The organism is Ruegeria sp. HKCCD7628, assembly GCF_057221005.1.
Map to the genome: position 1 here is coordinate 1,206,368 of NZ_JBWVBA010000001.1, position 15,418 is coordinate 1,221,785.

A 15,418-nucleotide genomic window follows, 5' to 3' on the forward strand; every position below is an offset into this window, starting at 1 on the left:
CTGCATCTTCGCGCACAGATTCAACGAATTGGCGGGATTGCCAACCCCCGCACGGCACGCTTCACACGCTTTTTTGCAGTCTATCTCGCGATGACATGTCAACAAAACATTGGCGTTTCCGTTGCGATTGCCTTGCCGCCCAATTCGAAATCGCGTTAGAGGGCCGCGAAACAGGTAAATTTCGATGACACGCGCTTTTATCGCTTGGATCTGCCTGACTTTCGCCGTTCTTGCACAGCAAAGCCAGGCTCAGACTTTGACGGTCACCACTGTGACCCGCCAACCGTTCTCGTATGTCGAGGACGGGGCAGAGACCGGATTCTCGATGGATCTTCTGGCTGCATTGGCACAATCGTTGGACTGGGACTACCAAATCAACCGGGTCGAGGGGTTCGGAGATATGCTGGTCGCAGTGCAGGACGGATCAGCAGATTTGGCCATCGCCAATATCTCGATCACGGCTGCGCGCGAAACCCAGATGGATTTCAGTCAACCGATTTTCGAGGCCGGGCTTCAGATCATGGTGCCGTCGGACGCGATGCGCCGCCCGTCACTGTTGCAGGCGTTGTTGTCGGTCGAGCTGTTCATCGCCATCGGGCTGGCCTTTGCCATCCTGCTGGGCGGAGGTATGCTGATGTGGGTGTTCGAGCGCCGCTCGCAACCCTATTTCGATCGCAAGCTGGACGAAGCGTGGTTTCCGTCCTTCTGGTGGGCGCTCAATCTGGTCGTGAATGGCGGGTTCGAGGAACGGATGCCGCGCACACCCTTTGGGCGCTTGCTAGGTGTTGTTTTGGTCGTATCATCCCTGTTCATCGTGTCTGTCTTTACCGCGCGGATCACCTCGGTGATGACGGTGGATGCGATCAGCGGCAACGTGAATTCGGTGAATGATCTGTACGGCAAACAGGTCGGAACGATCTCGAACTCGACTGCCGCCAGCTTCCTGAACCGGCGCGAGATCGAATTTACCGGATACGACAGTCTTGAACCCATGCTGGACGCATTCCGGGCCGAAGAACTGGACGCGATCGTATTTGATGCGCCCATCCTATCCTACTATGCATCGCACGAAGGACGCAGATTCGCGTCCATGACGGGCGGGGTGTTCCTGCGCGAAAACTACGGCATAGCCTTTCCCACCGGGTCGCCTCTGGTCGAGGATGTCAATCAGGCGCTGCTGGCACTACGCGAAGATGGAACCTATGACGAGATCTACCGCAAATGGTTCGGGGCGCGGAACTAAGCTGGTTCCTCATCCCCGAAAAACGGTGTCATCTGGGCGACAATAACTGCGTTTTCATCCAGCGCACGCTGCATCAGGGCGCGCTCATCCGGGTCGATGTCATGCCCCCGCGCCTCGCGTTCAGCAAGCGTGCCATAGCCGGTTACATCCAAAGGCGCTGTGTCAGCCTGTTTCAGGATGGCAACGGTTTCACGCACGGCCTCGGCTTCGTCCACGCCACTGGCAAAGCACATCAGCGCTGCACCGGTTGCACCTTCGGGCAAACCATCGCCTTCCTTGCGACCGATCTGCACAAGCAGGGTGTAAACTTGCTGACGAGAGGGTTTCTTTTGCTTTTCCATGCGCCCGGCCATATCGCCGCGCCGCGTGTTGGTCAAGCGCGGGGCACTAACGCTCGGCCGTCGCCAGTTTGAGCGCCAGCGCCACGAAGATCACGCCCGAGATTCGGTTCAGCCACAGTTGAACGCCCGGCGACCCGCGCAACAGCCCGCCCAGAGTACCCGCGGCCAGCGCCACAGCACCGAATACCACGACCGTAGCCAGAAACATCAGAGCGCCCAACTGATAGAACTGCCCAATGATCGGCCCGTTATTCGGGTCGACGAACTGCGGCAGAAACGCCAGCATGAAGATTGTCACCTTGGGATTGGCAATATTCATAATCAAACCGCGCAGAAACAACTTGCGCGTCGCGATACGGGGTGCATCTGCACTGTCCAGCCGGGTTTCGGTGGCCGTGAAGGCTTTCCACGCCAGATAGACCAGATACCCCGCCCCGGCATATTTCAACATGGCAAAGGCCGCCTGCGAGGTCTGAAACAGCACCGCAACCCCGAACGCTGCAGCAGTGGTGTGTACAATCAGCCCCGATGCCAAGCCAAGCGTCACAATCAGCCCTGACATCCGGCCATAAAGCGCCGATTGGGTCAGCACAAAGATATTATCCGGCCCCGGCACTGCAGCCAAAGCGATGGCAACGCTCATGAACAAAATGACCACGTCAACGGGAATCATGAAGACCTCAAAAGGTGCGGGAAAGAGCCGGTCAATTCTTCAGACTGCAGGAGAAGGCCACGTCCAAAAAACATGGCCTTTTCCCGCGAACGTTCGGGATCAGTCGCGCAGAAGCTCGTTGATCCCGGTTTTGGAACGGGTCTTTTCGTCTACCCGCTTCACAATGACGGCGCAGTAAAGGCTGACATTGTTTTTCGACGGCATCGAACCGGCCACAACCACCGAATAGGGCGGCACCTCGCCATACATGACCTCACCGGTTTCGCGGTCGACGATCTTGGTCGACTGGCCGATGAACACGCCCATCCCCAGAACCGACCCTTCGCGGACGATACAACCCTCGACCACTTCCGACCGCGCACCGATAAAGCAATTGTCCTCGATGATCGTGGGGCCAGCCTGCATCGGCTCGAGCACGCCGCCGATACCAACGCCGCCCGACAGGTGGACGTTCTTGCCAATCTGTGCGCAGGACCCGACAGTGGCCCATGTGTCGACCATGGTGCCTTCGTCCACATAGGCGCCAAGGTTCACAAAGGACGGCATCAAGACCACGCCGGGCGCGACATAAGCCGACTTACGCACCACGCAGTTTGGCACGGCGCGGAAACCGGCGGCTTTCCACTGGTTCTCACCCCAACCGGCGAACTTGCTGTCCACCTTGTCCCACCAACCGCCATCCTGCGGGCCACCCGTTTGGATTTCCATGTCCTTGATGCGAAAACCCAGCAGAACCGCCTTTTTGGCCCACTGGTTTACGTGCCAATCGCCGCTGTCCAGCTTTTCTGCAACCCGCAGGGAACCGCTGTCCAGTGCATTCAGCGTATCTTCGATGGCTTCACGCTGTTCACCGGTGGTGGCGGGGGTTATTGTATCGCGTGCCTCCCAGGCGGCTTCGATGGCGGCTTCCAGTTGCGCGTTGGACATTTCGGGGCTCCCTGACGAATCTGTTCATGTTGGTGTTGCCTATACGCAAGCGCCAACCTTGGCGCAATGCGACGCAGGTGGGCGCGTTTGCGTCGGGCCGATCGCAATCAAAGGCTACAGCAGTGGTCAACGCGCGCGCCGGATGTGCCGGACCAGAAGCCCAACCGCCCCTGCGGTGTCTTTCTTTTGGATCGCCTGCATGATCGCCGCATGATCCGTATCCGCCCGCTGCACCCATTTTGGCCGCCAATGCGCGAACAGATGGCGCGCGCTGGCAATGTGCAAGTCATCAATCGTCCGCAGCAGCCGGGGCAGCGCGCATGGTGCAAGAATGGCGCGGTGGAAAGCGCGGTTTTTGGCCTCCCACTCGGGCATCGTTTCAGCCGCATCGCAGGCCAACCGCGCCTGTTCTGCCCGGGTGACCGCGTTCATCGACATGTTCTGCACCGCGTATTGCAAGGCCAACGGTTCAAGGGCGACACGCATTTCGATCACTTCGCGCACTTCAACCGGATCCAGTGGCGTCACACGCATCCCGCGTCGGGGTTCGCTTTTGGCCAGCCCATGGGCTTGCAAACGCAGCAGAGCTTCGCGCACCGGGACATGGCTGGTATCAAAAGCCCGCGCGATGTGGTCCTGACGCAGCTTTTCCCCGGCGGTCAGTTCGCCGGTTATGATTTGCTGGCTCAGGCTGTCGTAGATGGTGTCGGCAATGGTCGCGCTCATGGATTATAGATAAAATCCGACCCCACAGATCACAAGCCGCATTCTCAGCCCATCAGCGGGTCGGGTGAGATATTGCCCCCGCACACCAGCACAGCCACTTTTTCCCCCGGCGCGGGCTTATATGCGCCAGAGGTCAACGCCGCCAAAGCCGCAGCACCTGCCGGTTCGACCAGAATCCGATGAGCTTGCCAAAGCCGCTTTTGCGCATCGGCAATGGCCGCGTCGCTGACCAGGACCGAGGTCATGCCCTGCGCCAGACCAAAACAGATCGACCCGATCCGCCGCGCGCCCAGCGCATTGGCCGCAATACCCGAGACCGAGACATCGACCGGCTCCCCCGCCTGCAACGCGGCGTTCAATGCGCATGAGGTCTCGGGCTCGACCGCCACGACCTTGCGCGCACCCTGCAACCACGCCAGCGCCCCGGCGATCAGCCCTCCGCCACCGACAGCGACCAGAACTGTGTCGGCTTGCAGGCCTTGCGCCTCCCATTCGGCGAAACACGTGCCTTGCCCGGCGACGGTGCCCGGCGCGTCATAGGCGTGGATCTGCATCGCGCCGGTCTGCGCTTCATGATCTTGCGCCGCCGTAAGCGCGTTCGCGTATTCGCCAGAGACCACACTCAGGTCCGCTCCCGTTTGTTCGATCAATGCGATTTTGGACGGACCCGCCAGTTCGGGTACGAAAATCTTGGCCGGATAGCCCAGCGTCTGCGCCGCATAGGCCGCCGCTGCCCCGTGATTGCCACCCGATGCGGCCACCACACCGGCCTCGGGGACATCCATGCTGAGCAACGTGTTAAACGCCCCGCGCGCTTTGAAGCTGCCAGTGTGCTGCATCTGCTCCAGCTTCAACTCGACCGGATAGTCCAGCCCCAGCGCATGGCTTTCCATTACGGGTGTAACCTGTGCATATCCGGCGATCCGGTCTGCGGCCGCTGAAATTTCGTTCTTCCAATTCATTCTTGTACTTCCGTGACTGGCACTCTGCCCGCGAACCCTATAGCTGTTTTGGAAACACGCAAGCAGGGATCGATCACCTATGAGAGAAGACCGCCACAGCCCGTTTCGCGACGCGCAGACCGACCGTTCGACCGCGAGCGAGGTGCCGGATACGCCGCAGACGCGCTCCCCCGCCTATCGCCTTGCCTTTGCCGATGACGAGTTCCTGTGCCGCGATGAGCTGCGTCCGGTGCGCCTGCAGCTGGAACTGCTGAAGCCTGAGATGATCATGAGCGAACGTCAGATCACCTCGACCATCGTCATGTTCGGCGGTGCACGCATCCCGGAACCGTCGCAGAAACACACCGCCCGCACGAAAACGCTGGCTGATTTGTCGGAGTATTATGACGAGGCGCGCGAATTCGCCCGGCTGATGACCAAGAAGTCGAACCAGACCGGCTGCCGCGAGAACGTGATCGTCACCGGTGGCGGCCCTGGCGTGATGGAGGCTGGCAATCGCGGCGCGCAAGATGCAGGCGGTTGTTCCATCGGATTGAACATCGTGTTGCCGCACGAGCAGGCGCCGAATGAGTACGTGACGCCCGAGCTAAGCTTCAACTTCCACTATTTCGCCATCCGAAAGATGCACTTCCTGATGCGCGCCCGCGCCATCACCATCTTCCCCGGCGGCTTCGGCACGATGGATGAGCTGTTCGAGTCGCTAACCCTGATCCAGACCGGCCGGATGGACCGCGTGCCCTTCCTGCTGTTTGGCCGTGAATTCTGGGAGAAAGTCATCAACTGGGAAGCGCTGGCAGATGCGGGCACCATCTCGGACGAAGATCTGGACCTGTTCCGCTTTGTCGACACCGCGCAAGAGGCTGTCGACATCATCGAGAATTGGGAACCCGCCCCGCCCCGCGACGACATTCCGGGGCGCTGAGAGATGGCCCCCAAACCCGGAGAGATGCTGCACCTGCGCGGCAATGCCCTGAATGCAGGCGACCCTGTAGCGCTGCCTTTGACCCAAAGCAGCATGTACCACCTGCCAGGCGCGCCGGATGGCCTGCCGACCTATGGCCGCGTCGACAACCCCACATGGGTGCATCTGGAACATGTTCTGGCCCATCTGGAGGGCGCGCCTTGCCTCGTGTTCCCCTCGGGCATGGGGGCGATCTCGGCCGCTTTGTTTGCCGCCATCAAGGCCGGGTCGCGTATCCTGATCCCATCCGACGGCTACTACGTCACCCGCGTGCTGGCGGATCGATTTCTGTCGGGTCTGGGCGTGTCGGTCACCGAACGCCCCACGACCGCGTTTACCGAAGGCGGATTTGACGGGTTCGATGTGGTGTTTGTCGAAAGCCCCTCGAACCCCGGTCTGGATATGATGGACCTGCCCGCGATTGCACAGGCAGTGCGCGCTGCTGGCGGGATCACGATTGCCGACAACACCACCATGACCCCGCTGGGCCAGCGCCCGCTGGATCTGGGCGTGGATGTGGTTGTGGCCTCAGACACTAAGGCGATGGGCGGGCATTCCGACCTGCTGATGGGCCATGTCTCCAGCCGCAATCCGCAGATCATGGAGAGGGTCGAGGAATGGCGCAAAGTCTCGGGCGCGATCCCCGGCCCGCATGAGGCATGGCTGCTGCATCGCGGATTGGAAACGCTGGATGTGCGGTTCGACCGAATGTGCGCCTCGGCGCAGGTACTGGCCGAGCGGCTAGCGGATCACCCTGCGGTGAAAGCCATCCGCTATCCCGGTCTGCCCTCTGACCCCGCGCACGCGCTGGCCAAAGCGCAGACAACGCGGTTCGGGTTTCTGTTGTCGATCACGCTGGACAGTGAAGACAAAGCCGAAACCTTCATCAACGCCTGTCCGATGCTGCGTCCTGCCACGTCCTTTGGGGGCGTCCACAGTTCGGCTGAACGCCGCGCGCGCTGGGGCGACGATGTGGACCCAGCCTTCATCCGACTTTCGGTCGGCTGTGAACCGGTCGAGGAGTTGTGGCAGGCGATAAACGCCAGCCTTAACGCGCTGTGATTACTTCTTGGGCTCGCGCAACTCGGTGAACACATAGATCGGCAGCACGATGCTGGCGATCAACGCCCCCAGCCAGACCAGCAGGGTTGAGGCCAGCAGGTTGGAAATCCCGCCTACAGTCAGGCCGTTTGTGATCAGATCGGTCAGCAACAAGCCGACAAAGGTCACGATCAGCGCGATGCCACCTTTGATCGCAGGCGCGCGCTTTGCCCCCAGTTTCAGGATCAGCGGCTCGGCGATCCATTGAATAAGCGTGAAAACGATCACCACCACAATGAACGAGATCGGTCGGATCGCGAACTCGGGCAATAGGATCGCTGCCAGCAGCAGCCCGATGGCGTTCCCGGCCAGCAGGGCCAGAATGGATTTCAATCGGCGCGTCATGGGGCCTCCGGTCAATCTATAAAAACATGCGTATGTTAGCAGACCTATAGGGATTTGCGAGCGGTTTCAAAAGCCTCTTCCTTTTGGGTCGTTGAAAACGCATGATAAAACCACCCTGTTCCTCCGAGCCGCGAGAGGTGAGATGAGCGACGATCCCTATTCCGCCCTTGGCGTCACCAAAGACGCCAGCGATGCCGAGATCAAAAAAGCCTATCGGCGCATCGCCAAAGACTGCCACCCCGACCTAAAGCCCGGCGATGCCGAGGCCGAGGCCAAGTTTAAAGCCGCAGCTGCCGCTTATGACCTGCTGAAAGACCCCGAAAAGCGCGCGCAGTTTGATCGGGGCGAGATTGACGCTTCGGGTCAGGAACGCGCCCAGCAGCAATACTATCGCGACTATGCCGAAGCCGCCGGAAACCCTTATCGTGGGCGCGCCGCAGACTCGGACGATATGTCAGACATCTTCGCCGAATTCATGCGCGGGCGTGGCGGCTATGGCCAGAGCAGCCAAGGCTTCCACGCGCCGGGGCATAACCGCAGCTACAGCCTGCAGCTCAGCTTTCTAGATGCTGTGTTTGGCGCCAGCCAGAAACTGACATTGCCTGACGGCGACCGGATCGAGGTTAAGATCCCGGCAGGCATTACAGACGGCCAAACCATCCGACTTCGCGGCAAGGGGGATCCCGGGTTTGGCGACGGGCCTGCAGGTGATGCCCTGGTCACCGTGACAGTCGCACCTCATCCGGTGTTTGAACGTCAGGGTGATGACATCCACATTACCCTGCCCATCACCATTGACGAGGCTGTTCTGGGCGGCAAAATCCCCGCGCCAACTATTGACGGCGGCGTCAACGTCAGCGTGCCGCCTGGCACCAGCAGCGGCAAAACCTTGCGGTTGCGGGGCAAAGGGGTCAAAAAACGGGGTTCGGCCGACCGGGGCGACCAACTGATCGAATTGACCGTCGCCATGCCCGACCAGATCGACGATGACCTAAGGGCTTTCATGGAAAATTGGCGCGACACGCACAGCTATGATCCTCGCAAAGGAATGCCGTCATGAACCGCACCTTGACCGAATCCGAAGTGATCGCATCCGTGACCCGCCTGACCTCGGCCCGGTTGACCGAGTATCTGGCCGCCGAAATCGTGATCCCTGAGAACACTGAACAAGGGCTGGTCTACCACAGCCTCGACGTGGCCCGGCTGGAGTTGGCCTGTGAATTGCATGAACAATACGACATGGAGACCGACGCGCTGTCGATGATGATCTCACTTATCGACCAGATGCACGGTTTGCGCGCCGAACTGCGTGAGGTGCTGAGCGCCGTCGAAGCGCAGCCGGAACCAGTCAGGCAAAACCTGATCGATGTGATCGGAATCGCCCGGTTCGGGTCAAAGTAAGGTTCAGTTCTGCACCAAATATTCTTCGGGTACGTAAAAAGTATAATCCCGATCAGCCACAGCCTCGTGGCAATCGTGGCAATAGGCTACGGCGCTTGCGCGATCTCCCATCGTGTCACCGAACACCGACCCGTCCGGCATCACCATGATGTACCGCCAATCCGCCGTATCGGGGCTTACGCCTTCGGCCAGCTTTTCCATTACGAACAATGCGCCGGGATGCGTATTGCCGGTATCCGTGACAGTCATGCTGTCCTTCGCCAACACAGACCCCATGGGCAGTTTTTCGCCCTCAGTCAGAGCGCCATAGTTGTGTGCCATCCGGTTCGCATAGCTGTTCACGAACCGCCGGCCATGTGTCTCAGAGATGTAGGGCGCATCATTGAACAGCGGCCAGCTCTGGTAGTTTCTGATGATTTCCATTTGCGCGGCGGCATATCCCCGCGCCATGCGCTTTTGCAGCGAGCTATAGATGCCGGACGCTTCTTCCTTGGACAGTTCAGCAGGATTTTCGATGGCAAGATGTGCGCTTTCACTCTCGGACTGGGCTGCAGCAGAAACTGCAACCAAACAGCCGACACATAGCCCCGGAAATATGCCGGGGATTCGTCGTATCAATTCCAATAGCATTCTATGGCCCAACCGGTAATTCGTTTCACAGGAACGCAGCACGTCATGTGAGTGGCAAGTGGATAGCGGCCACGCTTAATCTTGCCAAAATGGGTAAAGCTTGCGCTTGGTCAGGCGCTGGAATGTCAGTGCTTCAACCACTCAGGCCAGACAAACATACCAAATTCCGCATACAATAGACAGCGGACGGCGCATTAAATCTGTTCACATATCGCTGAAATATTGCGCTTACTGCCTGTCCAACCCCGCTTCGGCTGCGATTTGCTTGCGAGATTTGCGCGCGCGTTCCGTAGCTGACTTCAGCTGGCCGCAGGCCGCCATAATGTCCTCGCCCCGAGTCTTGCGGATGGGTGAAGCATAGCCCGCCTGATAGATGATATTCGCAAAAGCCCGGATTCGGTTGTTCGAGCTGCGCTTGTACGGCGCGCCGGGCCATTCGTTGAACGGGATCAGGTTGATCTTGGCCGGGATCTTGTGGCGCTTGATATGGTCGATCAACCGGTGCGCGTCAGCGTCGCTGTCATTCACACCATCCAGCATCACGTATTCAAACGTGATCCGTTCGGAATTCGAGACTTTAGGATAGCTGGCCAGCGCCTGAAGCAGTTCCTCAATGTTCCAACGCTTGTTGATGGGGACCAGCACATCGCGGGTCTCATCCGTTGTCGCATGGAAGGAGATTGCCAGCAGGCAGCCGATTTCCTCGGCGGTGCGGGCGATTTCAGGGACAACGCCGGACGTGGACAGGGTGATCCGGCGGCGCGACAGAGAAATCCCTTCGGGGTCCATGGCGGTCTTCATCGCGTCGCGGACGTTTTCAAAGTTATAGAGCGGCTCGCCCATGCCCATCAGAACGATGTTCGACAGCAAACGGGTTTCATCCTTGGGCGCACCGGGGGTGGGCCATTCGTCCAGATCATCGCGGGCCATCATTACCTGACCCACGATCTCGGCCGCGGTCAGGTTGCGCACTAGTTTCTGTGTGCCTGTATGGCAGAAAGAACAGGTCAGCGTGCAGCCCACTTGCGAGGAAATACACAGCGTGCCGCGATCCTCCTCGGGGATATAGACCACCTCGACCTCATGCCCGCCGGCGATGCGGCACAGGTATTTTCGGGTGCCGTCCTCGGACACTTGCCGCGTCACGACCTCGGGGATTTCGATGACGAAATTCTCGGCCAGTTGGGCACGATAGGCTTTGGCAAGGTTCGTCATATCCGCAAAGTCGCGCTTGCCCCATTGATAGATCCACTGCCAGATCTGACCGGTGCGCATCTTGGCCTGCTTTTCCGGCGTGCCATGTTCGATCAAAGCCGCACGCATCTGGTCGCGGGTCAAGCCGACAAGGTTCACCTTTCCCTCGGGCAGTTTGCGAGGGAGGGTCAGGACGTCTTGAGTGATCGGCGCTTTGGGCGACATGGGGCTATCTCGGCAGATTCTGGCTTGGGATGCGCCTCTATATAGGACCTAGCGCAAAGATCAAAAGAAATCGTCGCGTTTAATTCGCGTAGCGCAGCAATTCGTCCACACGTGCCCGGCCCAACTCTACCCGACAGGCGGTAATGCCAATGCCGGTACCTGACCCACCGCCGAACGACGCGCCAACAGCCTCGCATTGAGCATCGCGGTAAGCCAGCCACGCGGTCTGAGCGCTGTCCAACGCGGGCACTGCCACAACACGTCCGGTAACATCATCCAGTTCTTTGGCCGACTGCATGGCGATGTCGTAACTTGCATCTATCGCCTGATTGACGCGGTCCTCCATCGCGCCCACGCATGCGCCGATCTCTACCTGAGACCCAGCATCCAGACATTCTAGTGCTGGATCGGCACTGGCAGCGGAGGACAGAAACAAAATCAAAAATGCAAAGCGCATCAGGCAGCTCCCTGTTGGTTGCCCAATACTAGCACAGGCCCGGGTTCATCCCAAAGCTACGAAGCCCCAGGCACGACGACATGGCCGTGCCACGATGGGACCCGCATGCGTCAAATGCCCGGTGGCAGGATATTGCAATCCGTTGCGTCCAGCGTTTGAACCGGATCATCCGGCCCGCATTGCTCGCCCGTGACCGGATATGTATCGGCCTCTTTCTCGCAGGCACTCAGGATAAGGGCGGCCATCATCAAGACGGTGGTGAGTGATTTCGTTGGCATTTCGGGCTCCTTCACTAGTTCAGAGCCTTATACATGCAGATATTTGCATTCATTTCTTTGACCGGAATCAAGTTCTGAATACGGGTGCCGCCTCCAGAACGCTGCACAATGCCTTGTCACAAAGCAAAAACCCCGCCGAACTGGCGGGGCAGCGGTCAGGCAAATGCCCAGTTTAGCTAGTGCAGCGCTTTTCCGCGTCTTCAATCGCCGCAGTGAACCCCAGCAATGAGAACGTGTCCTTGGTCTGCGTGCCACGCTCAGAGCGCGCAGTCAGTACAGCCTCGGTCCCGCGTTTCATCGCGGCAACAACCTTCAGGTCTTCGCCTTCGGTCGCAGGCCACGCCCATTCGCCTTCGGTGATCAGCTCGAACTTGGTGCCATCGACATCAAGACTCACGGTTGACCCTGCCGCGAAGGGATAGCCACCCGTAAAGGTAACCTGACCTTTAACCTCGGCGTTGGGGCGGTAGAACACGAACAGCAAAATATCACTGCGGCGCACCGAGACTACGCGACCGCCACGGGTATTCACTGTCTCTTTAGGTGCAGAAACGCTCCAGCACTCGGTTGGGTCGTCTTCGACGAAAACGCTCCAATCGGTTTTGGCAGCCACCCTGTTGGTGCTTGTTGCCTGTTGAGCGGTTGCAGTTGTGGCCAGCCCCGCCACGCAAAGGCCCGCGATCACGCGGACAAGCTTTGATCCCATCGTCCAGCCTCCTAGCTCGACTATTACCTCATACCCACCATCGTCGCGTGCGAACCCTGCCTGGTTCGTCTGTAAGTTGCGTCTTCTGGTGTTTGCCGACATACACACTGTAACGCAGGTTTCGCCACAGGCGAAAGGGCGATTGGCAGAATTTTGCGCATGTTTAGGAGGGTTCGCATGACACAAGCCGTACCAATGACAGAACTGTGGCGTGGACCCCTGTTGGAAAGCCTACATCTTGGGCATGCGGTGATCTGCGACGATACCGGCCAGATCGTTCAAAGTTGGGGGGACCCGAACGCTGTGATCTATCCGCGATCCTCGGCCAAGATGATTCAGGGGCTGCCGCTGATCACCTCGGGTGCTGCGGCAAAATACGGGCTGAATTCGGAACACTTGGCGCTGGCCTGCGCCTCGCATAGCGGTGCACATATCCACACGGATCGCGTCTCGGCCTGGTTGGACCATCTGGGTCTGGCGGAACCCGATCTTCGCTGCGGCCCGCAAGAGCCACAGGACATGGCTGCGCGCGACGGGTTAATTTTGGCCGACGACACGCCCTGTCAGATTCACAACAACTGCTCAGGCAAGCATTGCGGGTTTCTGACCGTTGCTCAGCATATGGGCGCCGGACCGGAATATCTGGAAATCGACCACCCCGTACAACAGGCCTGCCTATCCGCTCTTGAGGAAACAACGGGCGAGACCAGCCCTGCCTATGGGATCGACGGCTGCTCGGCCCCGAACTTTGCGACCTCGCTGGTCGGGTTGGCGCGTTCGATGGCGTGGTTTGCCAGCGCCTCGGATCGGTCAGATCGGGCCAGCGACGCGGCGCAACAGCTGACGGCCGCAATGATGAAACACCCCGAGCTGGTCGCCGGTGAAACCCGCGCCTGCACCGAACTGATGCGCGCCATGGGTGGTCGCGTTGCCATCAAAACCGGTGCCGAGGCTGTGTTCATCGCAATCCTACCCGAAAAACGCATGGGCGTGGCATTGAAGATCACCGACGGCACCACCCGCGCCAGCGAATGCGCCATTGCCGCGATTCTGGTCAGCTTGGGCGTGCTGGAGGCCGACCACCCGGCCACCCGCAAATTTCTGAACGCCACGCAATACAGCCGTCGAGGGCTGGAATGCGGCGTGATCAAACCCGCGCCGGGGTTCCCCAGCTAAAGGCTACATCTCAATCTCGTGAATCTCGGCCACTTCGACCGAGCCGGACCCGTTGACAACCATCGGGCAACCCTTGGCCATCTCGGTCGCAGCATCCATGCTTTCGGCTTTGACAACTGTAAAGCCCGAGGCCGGATTGGCGCCGCCATTGTCAACAACACCGCTGCTGCTGACGGTGTAAGACTGGCCAACCGGGTTTCCGGGGATGTCCAGTGCCTCGCCCATTCCGCCAAACCAAGCGCCCCAGGCGGCCATGGTCGCTTCGATTTCAGCGGGGTCGGTCGGGGTATGACCACCGTGATAGACAAATAGAAACTGTGGCATTTATTTCCTCCCTTATGCCTTCGTGATGAAAAACTAGGCCAGCTGTGCGGCCAGCTTGTTCAGCGTCGACGTCCAGCCTTTGGTGTGGTTCGCTGCGATTTCGTCATCGCCCAACTCGCGGTGGTCGATGATCAACTTTGCACCCTCTTCTGCTGCCTCGACCACCAACATCACATGGCTTTCGGCTCCGCGCTGGTCCTGATCGTCATGCCAGCCCCATGTGAACCCAACCGATTTGGGCGGATCGACATGCGTCACATGACCCGAAACCTTAAACCGCTGCCCTTCGCCATTTTGCATCACCGAATACCACGGACCCGTGCGAGAGAAATCCAGGTTGTGCTCGGGCACATGCATCCCTTCGGGTCCCCACCACTGCAGAAGCTTGTCGGGGGTGCTGATCCACGCATACAGATCGTCCGGTGCAAGCGGGTAAGCGCGCTCCAGTTTCAAATCGGCCATGAGGTCTCCTTTTCGATTGCATCACCCAGACGGTCCAGGCTGCCTTCCCAGAATTGACGTTTCGAGATGGTCCACTCCGCAATCGCGCGCAGCCCCTCGGGGCGGATCGAATACATCCGCTGGCTGCCCTGCACGCGCTGATTTATCAGCCCCGCCTCGCGCAGCAGTTTCAAATGGCGCGAGATCGCGGCGCCGGACATGCCGCGTCCTTCGATCAGGTCTCCGGCAGGTAATTCTCCATCCTGCATAAGCTGCTCGACGATGGAAAATCGCGTTGCGTCAGACAACGCGGAAAATGTGGTCAGAAGAGTGTTCATGACCATTGTTTAACATTTTTGTTAAATAAAAGAAAGCCGCGCTGTGTTAACCGGCCGCAAACTCAGATCGTGCATAGCCCTGCAGGAACAACAAAGCCGAAAGATCTCCGTGGTTTACCCGCACCTGACACTGTCCCGCGACCGAGGGCTTGGCGTGCAGCGCCACCCCGGTTCCAGCCCGGCCCAGCATACCCAGATCATTCGCGCCATCGCCCACGGCGATCACATCCGATTCGGACAGACCCAACCGCGCAGTGATCTGTTCCAAAGCATCCACCTTGGCCTGACGACCCAGGATGGGACGCCCGACATCACCGGTCAGCTTGCCGCCCTCGGCAAGCAGCGTGTTGGCGCGGTTCTCATCAAAGCCCAGTTCGGCCCCAACCTTGGACGTAAAGGCCGTGAACCCGCCCGACACTAATGCGGCATAACCCCCATTCGCCCGCATGGTCCCAACAAGTTCCTTGCCACCGGGCATCAGGGTAATTCGCTCGGCCAGCACCTTGTCGATCACGGCCTCGTCCAAACCTTTCAGCAACCCGACACGCTCGGTCAGAGCGCCCTCGAAATCCAGCTCGCCGTTCATGGCCCGCGCGGTGATGTCCTTGACGCGCTCGCCAACGCCCGCCTCATCGGCCAGTTCGTCGATGCATTCCTGCTGAATCATGGTGCTGTCCATATCGGCCAGCAGCATCTTCTTGCGGCGACCGTCGGCGGGTTGGACCACCAGATCGACACCCATGTTCTGCAAATCAGCCCACACGTCCCACTGATTATCCGGCAAGGCCGCCAGCGAAAACTCTGCGGCTTCATCCGGGCTCAACCACTGCACATCTCCGCCGCCCCAAGCATTGCGCAGGGAGTCGACCAACGCCTGATCAAACGTGTTCTTCTCAGGGTAGGTCAAAAGGGTGGCAACGTACATCTTCAATCTCCGGCAAGCTCACCTGCGAGATATCGCAGGTGCAG

The 15,418-nt window shown here is 59.4% G+C and carries 21 protein-coding genes; 6 read left to right on the forward strand and 15 right to left on the reverse strand.

Annotated elements, in window-relative coordinates:
- Positions 1 to 184 precede the first annotated feature (184 nt).
- Positions 185 to 1,243 (forward strand): transporter substrate-binding domain-containing protein, encoded by a 1,059-nt coding sequence (locus tag AC2TAD_RS06000; protein ID WP_170754647.1) that lies wholly within the window; start codon positions 185 to 187, stop codon positions 1,241 to 1,243.
- On the opposite strand, the gene AC2TAD_RS06005 is transcribed toward AC2TAD_RS06000, so the two are convergent.
- From AC2TAD_RS06005 to AC2TAD_RS06025, 5 genes are all read right to left on the reverse strand, one after another.
- Positions 1,240 to 1,584, reverse strand: coding sequence for a hypothetical protein (locus tag AC2TAD_RS06005; RefSeq protein WP_480866662.1), 345 nt, complete (start codon positions 1,582 to 1,584; stop codon positions 1,240 to 1,242). The genes AC2TAD_RS06000 and AC2TAD_RS06005 overlap by 4 nt on opposite strands.
- A gap of 46 nt (positions 1,585 to 1,630) precedes the next feature.
- Entirely contained in the window at positions 1,631 to 2,257 is a 627-nt protein-coding gene (locus tag AC2TAD_RS06010) for a LysE family translocator (protein ID WP_353394145.1), read from the reverse strand.
- Positions 2,258 to 2,356: 99 nt separating this feature from the next.
- On the reverse strand, positions 2,357 to 3,184 hold the full coding sequence (dapD, locus tag AC2TAD_RS06015) for a 2,3,4,5-tetrahydropyridine-2,6-dicarboxylate N-succinyltransferase (RefSeq protein WP_170355440.1): 828 nt from the start codon (positions 3,182 to 3,184) through the stop codon (positions 2,357 to 2,359).
- A gap of 126 nt (positions 3,185 to 3,310) precedes the next feature.
- A complete protein-coding gene (locus AC2TAD_RS06020; RefSeq protein WP_170754653.1) occupies positions 3,311 to 3,910 on the reverse strand; it encodes a GntR family transcriptional regulator in 600 nt (199 codons plus the stop codon).
- Positions 3,911 to 3,954: 44 nt separating this feature from the next.
- On the reverse strand, positions 3,955 to 4,872 hold the full coding sequence (locus AC2TAD_RS06025) for a threonine/serine dehydratase (protein WP_480866543.1): 918 nt from the start codon (positions 4,870 to 4,872) through the stop codon (positions 3,955 to 3,957).
- Positions 4,873 to 4,951: 79 nt separating this feature from the next.
- Here AC2TAD_RS06025 and AC2TAD_RS06030 point away from each other — a divergent pair, with 79 nt between their 5' ends.
- Both AC2TAD_RS06030 and AC2TAD_RS06035 read left to right on the forward strand, forming a co-directional pair.
- Positions 4,952 to 5,794: an LOG family protein gene (locus tag AC2TAD_RS06030; protein ID WP_480866545.1), complete on the forward strand. Its 843-nt coding sequence runs from the start codon at positions 4,952 to 4,954 to the stop codon at positions 5,792 to 5,794.
- A 3-nt stretch (positions 5,795 to 5,797) separates the two neighbouring features.
- Positions 5,798 to 6,895 (forward strand): cystathionine gamma-lyase, encoded by a 1,098-nt coding sequence (locus AC2TAD_RS06035; protein ID WP_480866547.1) that lies wholly within the window; start codon positions 5,798 to 5,800, stop codon positions 6,893 to 6,895.
- Here the strand turns inward: AC2TAD_RS06035 and AC2TAD_RS06040 are convergent, their stop codons facing one another.
- Positions 6,896 to 7,279, reverse strand: coding sequence for a hypothetical protein (locus tag AC2TAD_RS06040; RefSeq protein ID WP_170355445.1), 384 nt, complete (start codon positions 7,277 to 7,279; stop codon positions 6,896 to 6,898).
- 142 nt (positions 7,280 to 7,421) lie between these two features.
- Here AC2TAD_RS06040 and AC2TAD_RS06045 point away from each other — a divergent pair, with 142 nt between their 5' ends.
- Both AC2TAD_RS06045 and AC2TAD_RS06050 read left to right on the forward strand, forming a co-directional pair.
- Complete coding sequence (locus AC2TAD_RS06045) at positions 7,422 to 8,339, forward strand: DnaJ C-terminal domain-containing protein (protein ID WP_480866549.1); 918 nt, start codon at positions 7,422 to 7,424, stop codon at positions 8,337 to 8,339.
- Positions 8,336 to 8,680, forward strand: coding sequence for a hypothetical protein (locus AC2TAD_RS06050; protein WP_170754661.1), 345 nt, complete (start codon positions 8,336 to 8,338; stop codon positions 8,678 to 8,680). Before AC2TAD_RS06045 ends, AC2TAD_RS06050 begins: the two co-directional genes overlap by 4 nt.
- A 3-nt stretch (positions 8,681 to 8,683) precedes the next feature.
- Here the strand turns inward: AC2TAD_RS06050 and AC2TAD_RS06055 are convergent, their stop codons facing one another.
- From AC2TAD_RS06055 to AC2TAD_RS06075, 5 genes are all read right to left on the reverse strand, one after another.
- A complete protein-coding gene (locus AC2TAD_RS06055; protein WP_480866551.1) occupies positions 8,684 to 9,310 on the reverse strand; it encodes a cytochrome P460 family protein in 627 nt (208 codons plus the stop codon).
- Positions 9,311 to 9,538: 228 nt separating this feature from the next.
- On the reverse strand, positions 9,539 to 10,729 hold the full coding sequence (gene rlmN / locus AC2TAD_RS06060; protein WP_480866553.1) for a dual-specificity RNA methyltransferase RlmN: 1,191 nt from the start codon (positions 10,727 to 10,729) through the stop codon (positions 9,539 to 9,541).
- Positions 10,730 to 10,808: 79 nt separating this feature from the next.
- The gene (locus tag AC2TAD_RS06065) at positions 10,809 to 11,186 is read right to left on the reverse strand and encodes a lysozyme inhibitor LprI family protein (RefSeq protein WP_170355449.1); all 378 of its coding nucleotides are present in this window, start codon (positions 11,184 to 11,186) and stop codon (positions 10,809 to 10,811) included.
- Positions 11,187 to 11,296: 110 nt separating this feature from the next.
- Complete coding sequence (locus tag AC2TAD_RS06070; RefSeq protein WP_480866555.1) at positions 11,297 to 11,464, reverse strand: hypothetical protein; 168 nt, start codon at positions 11,462 to 11,464, stop codon at positions 11,297 to 11,299.
- A gap of 172 nt (positions 11,465 to 11,636) precedes the next feature.
- On the reverse strand, positions 11,637 to 12,170 hold the full coding sequence (locus tag AC2TAD_RS06075; RefSeq protein ID WP_170754671.1) for an invasion associated locus B family protein: 534 nt from the start codon (positions 12,168 to 12,170) through the stop codon (positions 11,637 to 11,639).
- 177 nt (positions 12,171 to 12,347) lie between these two features.
- On the opposite strand from AC2TAD_RS06075, the gene AC2TAD_RS06080 reads away from it, so the two are divergent.
- On the forward strand, positions 12,348 to 13,346 hold the full coding sequence (locus tag AC2TAD_RS06080) for an asparaginase (RefSeq protein ID WP_480866557.1): 999 nt from the start codon (positions 12,348 to 12,350) through the stop codon (positions 13,344 to 13,346).
- A 3-nt stretch (positions 13,347 to 13,349) separates the two neighbouring features.
- On the opposite strand, the gene AC2TAD_RS06085 is transcribed toward AC2TAD_RS06080, so the two are convergent.
- Genes AC2TAD_RS06085 through serB form a run of 4 tightly spaced genes read right to left on the reverse strand, consistent with a single transcriptional unit; the run spans position 13,350 to position 15,374 of the window.
- Positions 13,350 to 13,670, reverse strand: coding sequence for a YciI family protein (locus AC2TAD_RS06085; RefSeq protein WP_480505175.1), 321 nt, complete (start codon positions 13,668 to 13,670; stop codon positions 13,350 to 13,352).
- A gap of 33 nt (positions 13,671 to 13,703) precedes the next feature.
- Positions 13,704 to 14,132 carry an SRPBCC family protein gene (locus AC2TAD_RS06090; RefSeq protein ID WP_170774929.1) on the reverse strand — a complete coding sequence of 143 codons (429 nt, stop codon included), beginning with the start codon at positions 14,130 to 14,132 and terminating at the stop codon, positions 13,704 to 13,706.
- Positions 14,120 to 14,449, reverse strand: coding sequence for an ArsR/SmtB family transcription factor (locus AC2TAD_RS06095; RefSeq protein ID WP_480866559.1), 330 nt, complete (start codon positions 14,447 to 14,449; stop codon positions 14,120 to 14,122). The genes AC2TAD_RS06090 and AC2TAD_RS06095 overlap by 13 nt, the downstream gene beginning before the upstream one ends.
- Positions 14,450 to 14,495: 46 nt before the next feature.
- Positions 14,496 to 15,374: a phosphoserine phosphatase SerB gene (gene serB, locus AC2TAD_RS06100; protein WP_480866561.1), complete on the reverse strand. Its 879-nt coding sequence runs from the start codon at positions 15,372 to 15,374 to the stop codon at positions 14,496 to 14,498.
- Positions 15,375 to 15,418 lie beyond the last annotated feature (44 nt).